This window comes from Winogradskyella sp. ABM4_392 (assembly GCF_056160445.1).
Window position 1 is genome coordinate 1,182,493 of sequence record NZ_JBSWXE010000001.1, and the last position, 17,609, is coordinate 1,200,101.

Consider the following 17,609-nt stretch of genomic DNA (forward strand, 5'->3'; position numbering starts at 1 on the left):
ATATTGTGTCATTGATAATATTTGTTATATTTGGTAAACCAATCTGGTTAACCAATTATTCTATTATGAAATTTAATTCTAAAAAACTCTATTGCTTCATACTTATTTGTGGTGCGTTTGCTACAAAATCTTGTAAAGAGTCTAATACTTTTCCAAGTAATGTTTTACCAATTTTTGAACACTGGAATTTAATTTTAGGAGATGGTTCAAATGTTGGTAAAGCTGTCAATTATAATAATGAGGATTATTTTTATACTTCTAAAGATGATTCTGGTGAATGGGTAGTATTTAAAACACCAAATGCAGGCAATACGCACGGTACTTCTAATAATACAAGAACAGAGTTGGCTCAGTTAAAAAAATGGACGCCAATGACACCAGCAAAAATGAATGCAACTTTAAAAGTAATGAATGTATCAAGTACTGGCGATGCTCGAGTTGCATCTACTTACTCTGTTGTGGTTGGTCAAATACATAGTGCTGACGGTCATGAAAATGAGCCTTTAAAAATCTTTTATAAAAAATATCCAGGTCATGAAAAGGGCTCTGTATTTTGGAATTATGAAATTAACACAGCTGGAAATGACAACTCAAAAAGATGGGATTATTCTTATCCAATTTGGGGTTATGATATGTCTGTTGTTGGCACTGATGAGAATACATTTCCTTCAGAACCTAAAGATGGAATTACCTTGGGTGAAGAGTTTAGTTATGAGGTGGAGATTAAAGATGGTATGATGTATCTAAAGTTTGAAAGCGAAGGACACGAAACAAAGACTTTTGTGAAAAATCTTATTGAATCAGAGTACACAAATAGCGATAACATACCAGAGCAGACTAAAAAACTATTCTTTGAAATAGGTCAAGACGGTGTAGAGCGAGAAAATGCCTATAAAAGTGAGGGGCTCTTTTTTAAGCTTGGTTGTTATAACCAAACCAATGGCAAAGACCCAAAAGTAAACAAAGTATGGTGCTCAGGAGCTGAAACTCATGGAGGAGATCTTCAAAAACAATATGCTGATGGTAATTATGCAGAAGTTTGGTTTAAATCAGCAAGTATAGAAATAAGTGATGACGCTATCTCTAATTCTGGTTATTTTGAAGCTAATGATGGCTTAAGTAAAAAAGTAGTTTATCCACATGAAGTTATTCCTTTTATGGATAAATTTAAGATACTGATGGGAGATGGGACAAATGTTGATGATTTAACAGAATTTGAGGATAAAGACTTCTTTTATACTGCCATTGATGGAACCAGACGTTGGGTGGTATATAAAACACCAAATTCTGGTGTTACTTCACCAAATTCAAGCAATACAAGAACAGAATTACAGGAAAAAAGAGAGTGGGTTCCTGAAGAAGGAGGGAAGCTAACAGGTACATGTAAAGTTATGCAAGTATCGGTTTCAGGTGATGCTCGCGTTGCGGCTTCATATTCTGTTGTTGTTGGTCAAATACATAGTGGAGAAGGTCATGAAAATGAACCATTAAAGATATTTTATAAAAAATTCCCAGGTCAAGAAAAGGGTTCTGTGTTCTGGAATTATGAAATAAATACCGCTGGTGATGATAACTCTGATCGTTGGGATTTTTCTACAGCAGTTTGGGGATATGATATGTCAGTTGTTGGAACAGATAAAAATGACTTTCCTGAAGAGCCAAAAGATGGTATAGAGTTAGGCGAGGAATTTAGCTATGAAGTAAATGTATATAAAGGCATTATGTATCTCACTTTTAAAAGCGAAGGTCATGAAACAAAAACTTTTACAAAAAATCTCATTCAATCAGAGTATACTACAAAGCAAGATATACCAGAACAAACCAAGCAGTTATTTGTATCTATAGGTCAAGATGGTACAGAAAGAGCAACTGCATACAAAGGTGAACTAGGTTATTTTAAGCAAGGTGCTTATAACCAAACAAATGGTAAAAAACCAGAAACAAATATGGTATGGTGCGCAGGTGCTGAAACTTACGGAGGTGATATACAAAAGCAATATGCTAATGGTTGTTATGCAGAAGTGTGGTTTAGGGAAGCAACTATAGGTCCAGGGGAAAAACCTGATGATTTAAACGATTAGTTGATTTCTTGAAAAGAGTAATCTTCATAATGGGTGTTTCTGGATGTGGCAAAAGCACTATTGCTAAATTGCTATCTGATAAAATGAATATCCCATATTTTGATGGCGATGATTTTCATCCAGAACAGAATGTAGCTAAAATGACTAATGGTCAGCCTTTAAATGATGAAGACCGACAAGGTTGGTTAGAAGCATTGAATAGATTGGCTAAAAACCAACTTAAAACCAATAGTTGCATTATTGTATGTTCGGCATTAAAAGAAAAGTATAGAAATACATTAAGCAATACCATTGAAAACCAAGTAAAATGGATTCACTTAACAGGTGATTTCAATTTAATCTCAGAACGTTTAAATAACCGACAAGGTCATTTTATGACATCGCAATTATTGCAGTCACAGTTTGATACGCTCGAGACACCAAGAAATGCAATACAAGTAGATATTAGTTCATCACCTCAAGATATAGTAAAACACATTAAAAATGATTTAATGAAAACCTCAGAATTTGGATTATTTGGTTTAGGTGTAATGGGTAAAAGCCTTTGTCGAAATTTAGCCAATAACGGATTCAAAATTTCGATGTACAATAGGCATGTTGATGGCGTTGAGGTTGATGTGGCAAAAGACTTTAAAACAGAATATCCTGAATTAAAAGACGCCGAAGCTTACGACGATATTTCAGCATTTGTAAATTCTTTACAACAACCAAGACGCATAATGTTAATGGTTAATGCAGGTAAAACTATAGATTATGTGATTGAAGATTTATTGCCTTATTTATCTGTAAATGATGTTTTAATTGATGGCGGAAATTCAAACTATAAAAAAACTAAAGAACGCTACGAATATTTAAAATCTAAGCAAATTCATTTTATCGGTACTGGTGTTTCTGGTGGCGAAAAAGGTGCTTTAATTGGTCCGTCTATTATGCCAAGTGGAGATAAAGCGGCTTACGATCTTGTAAAGCCTTATTTAGAAACGATTGCCGCTAAAGATGCAAATGGATTACCTTGTTGTACATACGTTGGTCCAGAAGGAAGTGGGCAATTTATTAAAATGGTACATAATGGCATTGAGTATGTAGAAATGCAGTTATTGGCAGAAGTCACCACAATTTTTGAAGCGCAAGGACTTAATCCAGATGAAGTTTCAGAGACATTAGATGGCTGGAAATCAACCGCAAGCAGTTACTTATTAGATATTACAACTACAATTTTTAAAACAAAAGAAGGTGACGATTGGCTGGTAAAAAAAATATTGGATAAAGCCGGAAACAAAGGCACAGGTAACTGGACCACAATAGCATCAGCAGAATTAGGCTTACCAAGTACATTGATAGCTTCAGCCTTATTTTCTAGATATATCTCTTTTTTTAAAGACGAACGCGTAGAATTACATAGCATATTCAAATCGTCCGAAGCTTCAGAATTAAATTTGTCTGAAAATGATATTTTAGAAGCCTATCAGTTCGCAAGAATCATAAATCATTATCAAGGTTTTAAATTAATAAATGAAGCGTCAAAAGCGTACCATTGGGATTTAAACCTAAGTGCAATTGCTCGTATTTGGACAAGCGGTTGTATCATTAAATCAGCACTTATGCAGGAGTTAGTTGCTGTGTTTAGTACGACTTCAAACCTATTGACAGATTCAAAAATTTCAACGCATTTAAAGCAATGCAAACCATCAATAAAACAGGTTGTATCACAAGCACTTCAAAATGATTTATCAACACCAGCTTTAAGCGAAGCGCTTCAGTTTTTTAATGGTATTACTACAGCTTATGCTTCGGCAAATGTGATACAAGCACAACGCGATTTTTTTGGAGCACATACTTATAAACGCTTAGATGATAATTCAGATAAAAGCTATCATACAAATTGGGAGCAGTCTAACTAACTAAAAATATTACATCTATTATGGATGAGACAACACAAAAAAAATCATTACTCAAAAAAATTATTGCTATTATCCTAGGTTTTGGCCCAGGAATTTTTGCAATAGGTTATACCATTGGTACAGGTAGTGTTACCTCAATGATTGTAGCTGGTAGCAAATTTAATATGCAATTACTTTGGGTGTTGTTTTTAAGTTGTCTGTTTTCTGGTGTATTGATGTTTGCATACGGAAATTATGGTTTAATTACTGGTGAAACGGCACTTTATGGATTTAGAAAACATCTTAAATACGGAAAAGCCTTAGCCATACTCATTATTGTCGGTATAACCTTTGGTCAGTGGAATTCTCTAATGGGAATTTTAGGAATTTCATCAAACATTATTTTTGAAATTCTAGCTCTAAATTTTGAAGGCTTACACAATTATGAATATCAAATTGTGCTTACTATAGCTATTGTCATCATTATAACATTCTACTTATTAATGCTGGTTGGTAAGTACACGTTTTTTGAAAAAATATTGGTCATTTTTGTAACCTTAATGGGTTTCTCGTTTCTATTGTCTTTATTTTTTGTTCAACCACTTCCTGTGGATGTTATCAAAGGATTTGTACCATCTATACCAGATGTTCCTGGTGGTAAAATGTTAGTAGCCGCTTTTGTAGGTACAACTATGGCAGCAGCAACATTTTTATCTAGACCTTTGTTTGTAAAAGGAAAAGGCTGGACCATAAAAAATTTAGGTCAACAAAAAAGAGATTCTATTACAGCAGCTATTTTAATTTTTATCATCAGTGGAACTATTATGGCTGTTTCTGCAGGTGCATTATTTTACGAAGGTAAAGAAGTAACACACGTACTCGATATGGCAAATACTTTAGAGCCAGTTGCAGGAAAATGGGCTGTTACTATTTTCTTTTTTGGAGCTTTAAGTGCTGGCTTATCTTCAATTTTTCCGTGTTTGTTAATTGCGCCATTATTATTAGCAGATTATCAATCTGGTGAGCTAGATACCAATTCCAAACAATTTAGAATCGTAACTTTTGTTGCTTGTTTGGTAGCACTTATTGGCCCAGCGTTTGGTGCTAATCCAATTGAAGTACAAATACTATCTCAAGTATTCAATGTGTTTGTGTTACCTGCTGTAGTTCTTGGTATCATTCTTATCGTGAATAATAGAAGAGTAATGAAAGGATATAAAACAAGTTTGGGTGTAAATGTAGGATTATTTACTGCTTTATTCTTTTCATTGGTAATTTCATACAATGGTATTGTTGCGCTAACCGAATACTTTTAATAAATATTATCAAAAAAATCAGGCAAAATGACTAATAACAAGTTAACAGGAAAGAATGTACTTATTACAGCAGGAGCTCAAGGTATAGGTGAAGCAATAACCAAGCATTTTATTGATGCTGGTGCTAACGTTGCAATTCACTATTTTTCAAGTTCAGATACAGCAAACGAATTAAAAGCTTATGCCGAAAGTAAAAATTTAAAGGCGGTTGTAGTGAGTGGTGATCTAACTAAAGAAGAGGACGCAAATACTTTAGTGCAAAAAACAGTTGAAGCTTTTGGAGGTTTAGATATACTAATTAATAATGCAGGCAGTCTAGTTGCTCGTAAGTTATTAAGTGAAATGGAAACAGAGTTTTGGCGTAAAGTTATGGATATTAATTTAACGTCTATGATGTATGTTACAAGAGCAGCTGAGCCATATTTATCAAAGCAAAAAGAAAGTAGTATTGTAAATTTGGCTTCCTTGGCAGGTAGAAAGGGTGGTCATCCAGGTTCTTTAGCCTATGCTACAAGTAAAGGAGCTATTTTAACATTTACAAGAGCACTTTCTACAGAGTATGGTCCAAAAGGTATACGAGTTAATGCGGTAGCTCCAGGTTTAATTTTAGGAACAGCATTTCATAACACACATACTACTGACGAATCAGCAAAAGCCACAATAGCTGGTATTCCGATAGAACGTGCAGGAAATGCAAGTGATGTAGCTCGAGCAGTAACATATCTTGCTTCTGAATATGATGGTTTTATAACTGGTGCTACTCTAGATATAAATGGAGGTGTTTACACGATGTAAATTAAAATAAAACTAATTAATCTATACAAAAACAAGAAATATTAAATATTATGAAACGATTTAGTGACAAATACATTCTTACAAAAAATATGGAATGGGAAGAATTAGGTGGAGGAGTATCCAGAAAATTTTTAGGTTATGATAACCAAATAATGATGGTGTTAGTGAAGTTTGAAAAAGGAGCCTTAGGTTCTCCACATCAGCATTTTCATACCCAAGCCACATATTGTGTGTCTGGTAAATTTGAATTTGAAATTGATGGAGTAAAGCAAATCATAGAGGCTGGTGATGGAGTTTATATTGAACCAAACTTATTACATAGTGCAGTGTGCTTAGAAGAAGGAAAACTAATTGATACGTTTAGTCCTGTTAGAGAGGACTTTTTAAGTGGTGATGGCGTTTCATATTTTGGAGATAAAACGAAGTAATTATCATTTTAATTCTCTATTTACAGAACTATTTTCTGTCTTATTTTTTATCTACATAAAACTACGAGTATGGGCTATTTATTCTAAGGCCAAAAGATAGTAGTTCAAAAAAAATAATAGCACACAAATATCTTTTTGTGTGCTATTTTACCTTAAATATTTAGAATTTTAACATCATTTTTTTACGAAAACGTTTGAATTAACATTTTTTTATATATATTTGGTAAACCAATTTGGTAAACCAGTTTGGATAACCAATAATTTGGTCAAAAAAATAGACAATCAAACTATTAAAAAATCAGTATTAACTAACTAATTTTAATTATTTATTATGAATCTAAAAATTAGACTAACAACTATTGTTGCTTTAGTATTTAGTGTAGTAATCTTTGCACAAGAGAGCTATACGCTAAAGGGCACTGTGACCGGAAAGTCAGACAATATGCCTATACCTGGAGTTAACATAATCATTGTTAATTCGACCAAAGGTGCCACAACAGATTTTGATGGCAACTTTCAACTTGAAGTCAAAAAAGGAGATGTACTTCAATTTTCTTATGTTGGTTACGCAACTCAAACCATTACTATTGACAATCAACAAACTTTAAATGTTTCATTAGCAGAGGATGCTAATTCATTAGATGAGGTTGTTGTGGTTGGTTATGGTACACGTAAAAAATCTCATAACACTGGTGCAATTGCAAAAGTTGGTGGAGATGATGTGGCAGCAATACAAGCAACACGTGTAGATGACGCTTTAGCAGGTAAATTATCTGGTGTTTTAATTCAAAATCAAAGCGGTGAACCAGGTGCAGACCCTAAAATTCAAATCAGAGCTGCGTCTTCTGTTTCTGGAGATTCTAATCCTTTGGTGGTAGTAGATGGTTATCCTATTTCAGGGAGTATAGCGACAATTAATCCAAATGACATTGAAAGCTTGGAGGTCTTAAAAGATGCTGCTTCTGCTGCTATTTATGGTTCTAGAGGTGCAAATGGTGTAATATTGGTGACAACTAAAAAAGGAAGATCAGGTAAAGCTAAGTTTAGTTACAATGGCTTTACAAGTTTTTCTAATAAGTATAGAGATAATATTTTAAAGTCTGGTCCAGAGTGGGCTGCATTTGCAAGGCAAGAGATTGCAGCTGGTAATTGGGATCTTTCTCAAATAGATCCTCAATTTATAGAGTATAGGCTCAGCGCATACGAAAATTCACCAGGAGCAATTAGTCCAGAAGATTGGTTGTTTAGAACAGGTAGTACAAATAGCCATGACCTTAGTGTAAGTGGCGGTACAGATAATGTAAATTATTTCGCTTCTGTAGGTTATCAAAAGACCCAAGGTGTTGCTATTACCCAAGGATTCGAAAGACTAAACGCTCGTTTAAACGTAGATGCAAAATTAGGTGAGAGATTCAAAACAGGTTTAAGTTTTAATGGGTTCACATCTGATAGAGATATTCTAGCCCATGATATGAGAGATTTATTAAGGGCTTATGGTGTTCATCCAATTTATCATACAGAAGAGTCTATTGCCTTTGTGCAAGCTTTAAATAGTGAAGCCATTTCATTAGGTTTAGATCCTTTTGATGATGGTTATAGAGGTGGAGTTGGACCAACTAGTATTTTCGAATTACAACCAGGTGACAGAGTAGATGATTGGCATTATGGACGATCAAATAATGGTATTGGTGGTTCCGGTGATGCAGGTCCAGCTCAAAAGTTAGATAATGCAGATCAATGGGAAAGAACTTATTATGCAAATGTTGTTTCTTATTTACAATATGAAATTTTAGATGGTTTAAATATAAAAACAACCTTAGGTGGTGATTTAAACGATACCCAAGCATATTATTACCAAGGATTGGCTGCAGATTCTAGAGCAAGAACGGATCAAACCGATTTAGATCAAACAGACTTAAAGGTTACTACCATGTTAAGTGAAACAACTTTAAGTTTTAATAAAGTTCTAAATGAAAAGCATGATGTTGCTGCTGTTATAGGATATGAATTTCAAAATACATATTTTGATGGTACAGCTTTAAGGGGAACAAATGTGCCTTACAGTGATATTATCAATTACAACTTATTAGATCCAGCTGATATTACTGTTACTGAAAGGGAGGAGACAAGAACAAGAAACAGTGTTTTCGGTAGAGTACAATATGCATATGACAACCGTTATTTAGCTTCTGCATCAATTAGACGTGATGGTGATTCTAGGTTTGGTTCTAACAATAGATATGCTACATTTCCTGCATTCTCATTAGGATGGAATGTACATAATGAAAGTTTCTGGAAGTCGGAAAAGTTTAGTTTATTAAAATTAAGAGTTAGTGCAGGTTCTTTAGGTACAACATCCTTCTTAGATTCTTACGATGCTATAAGTTTATTAAATCCTTCACCTACAATTTATGGTACAGGTTTTTTAATATCAGATAATGTAGATAATCCTGACTTAACTTGGCAAACGAATACAGAAACTAACTTCGGTATAGATTTAGGGTTCTTAAACAATAGAATTAGATTAAGTGTTGATTATTATACTTCAGATATTGAAGATATGTTAATCAGAAACACACAATCCTATACCACTACTGGTAACAACTTCAGAATCATAAACGGTGGTGATATGACAAGTTCAGGTTTAGAATTCGAATTATCCGCTACACCAATCCAAACTGAGAATTTTAACTGGAACATGAATTTTAATCTTGCAACGGTTAAAACTGAGATTACAGATTTAAATGGTTTAGATGAATTGCCTCAAATTCAATATGGTCAAAGTGGTAGAGGTCCTGTGTTTAGAAATTATGTAGGTGGTGAAATTGGAGAAATGTGGGGATTAGAAACTATCGGAGAAGTTGAAATGCAATACTTAGAGGACCCTACAAGACATCCAAATAATACATCTGGTGAATCTTACGTGGTTGACCAAAATGGAGATGGAGTAATCGATAGTGAAGATTACGTGAAAATTGGTCAGGCTACACCTGATTTTTATTGGGGCCTAAGTAGCACGATGAACTACAAGAATTTTGATTTGTCTATGCAATGGCAAGGATCTCATGGTGCTGAAGTTTACAATATAGATCCGCTTTATTATGAATCTCAATGGTCAGGAAGATTAGTAGACAGTTTTGATGTAAATGATGATGGTATTGCAGACCACAATGGCGAGCATTATATTGGAAATAGAAGACAGACAGATTCTGGTATACAAGATGCATCTTATATAGCACTAAGAAATTTAACGATAGGTTATACACTAAAACCAGAATGGATTGAAAAAGTAGGGATGAGCTCTGCAAGAATATATGCTGCAGCAACCAACTTGTTATATATTATGGGTAGTGATTACACATCTTATAACCCAGAAGGTATCGAAACAACAAATACTGGCTATGCAGGACCAACAACATATGGTGTACAAGTTGGTGCTAGTCCAATAGTTAGAAGTTTTACATTAGGTTTAAATCTTAACTTTTAAAAAAAGAAAAATGAAAAAATTATTTTTAATACTTGCAATAGCTTTATTTGTTACAGCTTGTAACAATGATCTTGATCAAGTGCCACCAAACATCGCTACTTCAGATTCGCTTTCTGATTTTGATGGTGTGTTGAATGCAGCATACTATTACCAATTAGGTTCTGTAACACCATTAGCTGTAATGGGAGATTTTAGAGCTGATAATGCTCTTATGATAGAGGAACCTTATCCTTCTTTTGATAGATTTAATAGTGATTTATTAGATATGGAAGACCAATTTTTTGAACCATTTTACATTGCTCTATATAGATCAATATTAAGTGCTAATAACGTAATAATTAATTCTGAAAATTCTACTGATGTTGGTGAAGCAAAGTTTTTAAGAGCATTATCTTACTTTAAATTAGTAAAGGTTTTTGGTGATGTTACTGTGAATTTAACATCTGGTGATTTAGATTTAGATGTTGCCAGACAGCCATCATCAGAAGTTTATGATAATATCATTATACCAGATTTACAAGATGCCATAGCGTCACTAGATAATACAGGTTTATCTACTGGAAGAGCTTCACAAATTGCTGCTCAAGGACTATTGGGTAAAGTTTACATGCAAAGAGGAGATTTTGCTAATGCAGAAACTCACCTTTCGGCTGTAGTAAGCAGTGCGTCTGCTGCCGGAGTAACTTTAGAATCTAATTTTTCAGATGTAGTAACGGATGAAAGTTCAGAAATTCTATTTGCAACTCAAGTTTCGAGCTCTATACCAGATGAATATGGTTTTACTGAGTTTACAGGATGGTTTATCGGTAATGATTCAAAAGCTTTTGAACCATTAGATATGGATTTAGTTGCTGCTTTTGATGCAGCAGGAGATGTTACAAGAAAAAACCTTACTGTGGATGAGATAAACATTAGAGGTGTCAAATATGTATCAGAGAATCCAGATCAAGATTTTATAGAATTAAGATTATCAGATGTGATAATGCTATATGCAGAAGCATTAAATGAAAATACTAATGCTACAGGTTCCCAATCATCGTCAATTTTAGCTTTATTAGATGATATAAGAACTAGAGCTGGACTAGGTAGTTTAAGCGGTTCTGCGACTACACAAGCTGAGGTAAGACAAGCTATAGCTGATGAAAGAAGATTAGAACTTGCGTTTGAAGGACAAAGGTGGTTTGATTTAGTAAGAACAGGTACTGTAGATGCAGAAATGGGTGAAACAATTAATCCTAATTATCACCTATTTCCAATTCCGGTTTCAGAAGTACTTGCAAGTGGAGGAGTGATTACCCAAAATGCAGGATACTAAATAGTAATAGCATTACAAATTGATATTTGTATAATATATAAGTTTGAGAGTTGGTTGATTACAAAGAATTCTGCTCTGCTTAATGCCTATAAGAGCAGAATTCTTTTAAACTTTAGTAACTATAAGATTTGATAATTGCCTAATGTTATTTTATTCCCTAATTTTATAGTGAAAAATCTGGTTAACCAATTTAAGAGTTTACGATATGAATTTAGAAACACTACAGAAAATAGATGGACTTTCACTTCAGAAGACTATAATTTCAAAAATTAGAGATTTAATTAATTATAAGAATCTAGAACCAGGTGATAAGTTGCCATCTGAAAGAATGTTATCAGAAAAATTTCAGGTGACAAGAAGTAGTGTTAGAGAAGCTATACAGAAGCTAGAATTTTTTGGACTTTTAAAATCGATTCCTCAAAGTGGAACTTTCGTAGCAAATATTGGTGTAATTGCTATGAATGGCATGATTGAGGATATTCTAAGACTAGAAGATCCTGACTTTAAATCTTTAGTAGAAACAAGAATACTACTAGAATTAAAGACTGTTAGATTAGCAGCATTAAGAAGAACTGATGAAGACCTGAAGAAAATGAAAGAAGCTTTAGATGCTTATGAAAAAAAGGTTTTAGAAGGTGAAGATGCAGTACAAGAAGATTTGTTATTTCATTTAGCTATTGCTAACGCATGTAAAAATGCAACAATGAACACGTTTATGCTAATTATAACTCCAGAGATCATAACTAATTTTGAGAAATATCATGTTTGCGATAAAGGTTTAGCAACTAAAGGTATCGATGAACACTATGCTATTTACAAAGCAATAGAGAGCCAAGATCCTGTATTGGCAAAGCAAAAAATGAAGGAGCACTTTAGTGTTTTATATCAATATTGCTATAACGTTTAATATAAATCATAAATGAAAATAAAAGGATTACGGTGGTGGGTTATTGGATTAATAGCTCTAGCTACCGTCATTAACTATATAGATAGACAATCTTTAAATGTGCTTTGGCCAAGTATTTCAGAAGAACTTTATCCTGATAAATCTATGGATGAAAGAAAGGACATATTTGGATGGATTTCTTCAATATTTCTATTCTCTTATGCTTTTGGACAAGCCATATTTGGAAAAATATTCGATAAAGTAGGAACACGATTGGGTTTTATTTTATCAATCGGCTTTTGGTCGATAGCAACAGCATTACATGCATTAGCTAAAGGATTTTTAAGTTTTGCAATATTTAGATCTATTTTAGGTGTGGCTGAAGCTGGGAATTGGCCAGGTGCTGCAAAAGGAAATGCAGAGTGGTTTCCTTCTAAAGAGCGCGCATTTGCACAAGGTATTTTTAATTCTGGTGCGGCAATTGGAGGAATTATATCAATACCAATAATAGCCTATTTAACCGTTTATTTTAGCTGGCAAACGATATTCATACTAGTAGGTTTGGTTGGATTACTTTGGTTAATTCCATGGGTTTTAATAATGAAAGCACCACCAGAAAAACATCCATGGTTAAGTGAAGAGGAACGTCTTTATATTTTAGATAAGTCAAGAAATATCAAAGATTCTGTTGTTGAAGAAAATGAAATCGATTTGGATGAGGATGTTTACAACCCAACAACAGGTGAGGTTTTATCACACAAAGAAAGTTGGGGAGTTATATTAGCTTCTGCGGCAATAGATCCTATATGGTGGTTATTTGTATTCTGGATTCCAACATATTTAGTTGAAGTTTATAATATGGATGTAAAATCCATTGGTATTTACGGTTGGGTGCCTTATGTAGGAGCTATGATTGGTGCACTTTTTGGAGGTTTGTTAGCTCAAAACAGAATCAAAGCAGGATGGTCTATTAATAAAACTAGAAAGACCGTAATAACATTAGGATGTCTAATTATGTTGCCATGTTTTTGGTTACTGTCAGATCCAGGAGGTCCAGTAAATGCTGTTGTTTATATGGCAATAATTTTATTTGGTTTTCAAACTTCTATAGGTAATATTCAAACCTTACCGAGTGATTTATTCAAGAAAAAAACAGTAGGTACATTATCTGGTTTAGCTGGTATGTCGGCAAAATTTGCAGGTGTTGGTCTTACGGCTTTAGTCTCTACATTAACAGCAGGAGGTAATTATACACCAGCTTTTATAGTTGGTGCAGCATTAGCGATAATTGTACTTGCAAGTATTTGGGTATTATGTCCTAAAATTGAACTATTGAAACAAAAATCATAATTATTAAAATTTAGAAAAACTATTAATATGAGTAATAAAGGAAAAGTAGCCATAGTTACTGGCGCAACAGGAGGAATTGGATACGCAGTTGCTAAACGATTAGGTGAAGATGGATATACAGTAATATTAAACGGAATTGATGATGAAGCTGGGGAAGAAAAGTTAAAAGAATTAAAAGGGCTAGGTATTGATGCCGAGTATTATGGATTTGATGTAACCAAAGAAGATGAGGTTACAAAAAATATACAAGCTATTGGCGATAAATATGGAAGAATAGATGTTCTGGTGAATAATGCTGGTGGTCTTGGTGGTAGATCTAGATTTGAAGATATGACTACAGATTTTTACAGATTTGTAATGGCATTAAATTTAGATTCAGTGTTCTTTGCATCAAGAGCGGCTATACCTTATCTAAAAAAAGGAGAACATCCTTCAATTATAAATTATACCTCCAACGCAGGATGGACTGCTGGAGGACCAGGAGCTGGTATTTATGGTACATCAAAAGCTGGTGTTCACGCTATTACAAGAGCATTGGCAAAGGATTTAGCAGAATATGGTATAAGAGCAAATGCAGTATCTCCGGGTACAATAGATACACCTTTCCATGCTCAAATAAAGGCAACTAAGCCAGAGGTTTTTGCATCATGGGCAAATAATATTATGTTAGGTCGCTTAGGGCAACCAGAAGATGTTGCTGGTGTAGTATCTTTCTTGGCAAGCAAAGATGCCGCTTTTATAACTGCTGAAACAGTACAAATTGGAGGCGGACAAGCATTAGGTATTTAACTTGTTATTTTATTATGATTTTTAATCAAAAGCCCTTCAATTTTGAAGGGCTTTTTAAATTCTAGACATATGAATAAAATATTAACTTTTGGTGAAGTGTTAATGCGTTTATCACCACTGGGAAATAAAAAGTTCATTCAATCAAACACCTTAGAATATTATTTTGGTGGAACTGAAGTAAACGTTGCCATTTCTATTGCTAATTTCGGAGGTGAAGTAAAACACATTTCTTGTATTTCTAATGATTTCGTTGGTGATACAGCAATTTCATATCTAAGAAAGTTTGGTATAGAAACCTCATCAATTGTGAGATCCGAAAGACCACTAGGTGTATATTTTTTAGAAGTTGGTGCAGTAATGAGACCTAGTTCTATTTCATATAATAGATCACATTCTTCCTTTTCAGAAATACAACCAAGTATGGTAAATTGGAAAACTTCAATAGAAAATTGTAGTTGGTTTCATTGGACAGGAATAACACCAGCATTATGTAAAGGTGCATACCTTACATTAAAAGAGGGGCTAGAGTTGGCTTATAAAAAAGGTATAGAGATATCTGCAGACCCAACCTATAGAAAAGGTTTGTGGAAGTATGGTGCTGATCCTGAGGAAACTCTTAGAGAGTTGTTGAGTTTTTCAACGATTTTTATTGGTGGAGTCAATGAGATTAATGAAGTTTTAGGTACAGAGTTTAGGTATTCAAACGAAGATTTTATTGCAGCAAGTAAATCGCTAATGAAGCAGTTTCCAACTATCAAAAAGGTTTTCGATAAAATAAGAACACCAATTAATGCCTCTTGGCATAAAATACGATCTAGAATGTGGAATGGTGTTGAATTTAGAGAATCTAATGATTTAGATATTACTCATATTGTAGACCGTATTGGTACAGGTGATGCTTTTGCTGCTGGTTTAATTTATGGTCTTCAACGCTTTGATGATTACACGGCAATGGAGTTTGCAGCAGCAGCTAGTGCATTAAAGCACACGTATGAAGGTGATGTAAATTTTTCTTCAACGAAAGAAGTAATGCAAATTTTAGAAGGTAATACTTCAGGAAGATTTAATCGATAGATATTCTATTTGAAGATGCTCGTATGATTAATTCAGATTTTAATATATTCTTGGTTAATTTCGGTTTCCAATCCTCTTGATTTATTCGTTTTAAAAAAGTTTCTGCAGCTCTTTTGCCAATCTCACCACTATGTTGATTTACTGTTGTAATGGTTGGTGTTACTAAGGAAGTAAAAGGCTCATTACTAAATCCTACCAAGGCAATATCATATGGTACTCTAATACTATTTTCTTGTAAAACTTGTAATGCTCCTAGTGCAGCGTAATCATTAGACGCATAAACAGCGTCTGGTCTTTCCTTAAGTTTTAAAAGTTTCTCCATGCAACGTCTACCCTCATTTAAGGTTAAATCACATTCTAAAATTAGATTACTGTCCTGCGGAAGATTAAATTTTTTAAGCGCATCAATAAAGCCAACAATACGGTTTTTAAAAATTCTTGTTCTTCTATAACCTCCAATATGAGCTATACGTTTGCAGCCTTGTTTAACTAGGTGTTCAACTATCATGGTGCTACTATCGTAGTCATCAATTCCTATGTAATCCACATTTAAATCGTTTTCACCTCTATCAAACACAATTAATGGTATTCCGTTAGATTTTATTTTTTCAAAATACGATAAGTCTATAGTTTCATTTGCCATACTGGCAATTATACCATCGACTTGGGTGTAGAGTAGTGTGTCTATATTTTTACATTCTTTTTCAAATGATTCGTTAGATTGTGTAATAATAATATTATAACCTGCTTTATCTAAAACTTCTTCCATTTGTTCTATGACAGAGGAGAAGAAATGACTATTAGTTCTAGGAACAATTACTCCAACCAAATTACTTTTGCCTTTTCTAAGAGCACTTGCTAAATGGTTAGGTTGGTAGTTTAATTCTTTTGCAACACGTTTTACATCTTCCTTGGTTTGTTTACTAATACGAGAATCATTGTGTAAAGCCTTAGATACAGCAGCAGCAGATATATTAAGTGCAGTTGCAATGTCTTTTATAGTAGTTCTTTTTTTATTTCCCAAGATTTTATATATTTGCTTAAACGTTTAAGCAAAACTAAGCTTTTTATGTTTTAAAATCAAAACAATGTACGTTTTGATTTATTTTTAAAAAATTTGGTTAAACGTTTAAGCAAATAACTAATTAAACAATTATTAAATGAAAAAAGTTGTCACTTTTGGGGAAATAATGCTAAGATTAGCACCTCAAGGATTTTTAAGATTTTCTCAAGCATCTAGTTTTGATGTTGTATATGGTGGAGGTGAGTCTAATGTAGCAGTTTCTCTAGCAAATTACGGAGTTCCTGTAGACTTTGTTACGCGTTTGCCAAAGAATGATATAGGTCAATGCGCAATGATGGAAATGCGTAAACGTGGTGTTGGTGTTGACAAAATTATATATGGTGGTGATCGCTTGGGTATTTATTTCTTAGAAACTGGTGCTGTAAGTAGAGGTAGTAAGGTAGTTTATGATAGAGCGCACTCTGCAATTTCAGAAATTAAGCCTGGTATGGTAGATTGGAAATCTGTTTTTGAGGATGTAGCATGGTTTCATTGGACTGGTATTACACCAGCTATTTCACAAGGTGCAGCAGATGCTTGTTTAGAAGCTGTTAAAACGGCAAGTGAAATGGGTGTTACTATTTCTACAGATCTAAATTATAGAGCAAAACTTTGGACGTATTGTGATGATGCGCACAGAGAAAAAATAATGACTGAATTAACATCCTATTGTGATATCGTTTTAGGAAACGAGGAAGATGCAGAGAAGCATTTTGGTATTCATCCAGAAGGACTAGATGTACATAAGCATGGGCATGATGTAAAAGCAGAAGCGTTTTTATCTGTATGTAAGCAAATGATGGAAAAGTTCCCTAAGGCTAAAAAGGTAATTACAACATTAAGAGGTTCAATTTCTGCCTCTCACAATACTTGGGCTGGTGTATTATATGATGGAAAAAAAATGTACGAAACCAGACAGTATCAAATTACAGATATAGTAGATAGAGTAGGTGGTGGAGATTCATTTATGGGTGGATTAATTTATGGTTTATTAAAATATCCTGAAGACGATCAAAATGCATTAGACTTTGCTGTTGCTGCTTCATGCTTAAAGCACACGATTAAAGGAGATGCTAACTTGGTAACAGTGGCTGAAGTAGAAAAATTAATGGGAGGCGATGCCTCTGGACGAGTAGCAAGATAAT

The 17,609-nt window shown here is 33.8% G+C and carries 13 protein-coding genes; 12 read left to right on the top strand and 1 reads right to left on the bottom strand.

Translation table 11 applies throughout. The annotated features are described in order from the left end of the window. The first annotated feature begins 65 nt into the window (after nt 1-65). The 11 genes from ACXAFS_RS05210 to ACXAFS_RS05260 all read left to right on the top strand — a co-directional run bounded on the left by ACXAFS_RS05210 (nt 66) and on the right by ACXAFS_RS05260 (nt 15,401). A complete protein-coding gene (locus tag ACXAFS_RS05210) occupies nt 66-2,081 on the top strand; it encodes a polysaccharide lyase family 7 protein (RefSeq protein WP_475305735.1) in 2,016 nt (671 codons plus the stop codon). An 8-nt stretch (nt 2,082-2,089) separates the two neighbouring features. Then, entirely contained in the window at nt 2,090-3,982 is a 1,893-nt protein-coding gene (gene gndA, locus ACXAFS_RS05215) for an NADP-dependent phosphogluconate dehydrogenase (RefSeq protein WP_475305736.1), read from the top strand. 20 nt (nt 3,983-4,002) lie between these two features. Further along, a complete protein-coding gene (locus tag ACXAFS_RS05220; RefSeq protein ID WP_475305738.1) occupies nt 4,003-5,277 on the top strand; it encodes an Nramp family divalent metal transporter in 1,275 nt (424 codons plus the stop codon). A gap of 27 nt (nt 5,278-5,304) precedes the next feature. Further along, nucleotides 5,305-6,072: an SDR family NAD(P)-dependent oxidoreductase gene (locus ACXAFS_RS05225; RefSeq protein ID WP_475305739.1), complete on the top strand. Its 768-nt coding sequence runs from the start codon at nt 5,305-5,307 to the stop codon at nt 6,070-6,072. A gap of 50 nt (nt 6,073-6,122) precedes the next feature. Beyond that, nucleotides 6,123-6,500, top strand: coding sequence for a cupin domain-containing protein (locus ACXAFS_RS05230; RefSeq protein ID WP_475305740.1), 378 nt, complete (start codon nt 6,123-6,125; stop codon nt 6,498-6,500). Between the two features lie 331 nt (nt 6,501-6,831). Beyond that, complete coding sequence (locus ACXAFS_RS05235) at nt 6,832-9,987, top strand: SusC/RagA family TonB-linked outer membrane protein (protein WP_475305741.1); 3,156 nt, start codon at nt 6,832-6,834, stop codon at nt 9,985-9,987. Between the two features lie 10 nt (nt 9,988-9,997). Further along, nucleotides 9,998-11,302, top strand: a complete 1,305-nt coding sequence (locus tag ACXAFS_RS05240) for a RagB/SusD family nutrient uptake outer membrane protein (protein WP_475305742.1) — start codon at nt 9,998-10,000, stop codon at nt 11,300-11,302. 205 nt (nt 11,303-11,507) lie between these two features. Then, entirely contained in the window at nt 11,508-12,209 is a 702-nt protein-coding gene (locus ACXAFS_RS05245) for a FadR/GntR family transcriptional regulator (protein ID WP_475305743.1), read from the top strand. A gap of 12 nt (nt 12,210-12,221) precedes the next feature. Further along, the gene (locus tag ACXAFS_RS05250; protein ID WP_475305744.1) at nt 12,222-13,538 is read left to right on the top strand and encodes an MFS transporter; all 1,317 of its coding nucleotides are present in this window, start codon (nt 12,222-12,224) and stop codon (nt 13,536-13,538) included. 27 nt (nt 13,539-13,565) lie between these two features. Further along, nucleotides 13,566-14,327 carry an SDR family NAD(P)-dependent oxidoreductase gene (locus tag ACXAFS_RS05255; RefSeq protein WP_475305745.1) on the top strand — a complete coding sequence of 254 codons (762 nt, stop codon included), beginning with the start codon at nt 13,566-13,568 and terminating at the stop codon, nt 14,325-14,327. Between the two features lie 69 nt (nt 14,328-14,396). After that, complete coding sequence (locus ACXAFS_RS05260; protein WP_475305746.1) at nt 14,397-15,401, top strand: sugar kinase; 1,005 nt, start codon at nt 14,397-14,399, stop codon at nt 15,399-15,401. On the opposite strand, the gene ACXAFS_RS05265 is transcribed toward ACXAFS_RS05260, so the two are convergent. Beyond that, a complete protein-coding gene (locus ACXAFS_RS05265; RefSeq protein WP_475305747.1) occupies nt 15,391-16,425 on the bottom strand; it encodes a LacI family DNA-binding transcriptional regulator in 1,035 nt (344 codons plus the stop codon). The genes ACXAFS_RS05260 and ACXAFS_RS05265 overlap by 11 nt on opposite strands. A gap of 136 nt (nt 16,426-16,561) precedes the next feature. Between ACXAFS_RS05265 and ACXAFS_RS05270 the strand changes: the two genes are divergently transcribed. After that, entirely contained in the window at nt 16,562-17,608 is a 1,047-nt protein-coding gene (locus ACXAFS_RS05270; protein ID WP_475305748.1) for a PfkB family carbohydrate kinase, read from the top strand. The last annotated feature ends 1 nt before the right edge of the window (nt 17,609 follow it).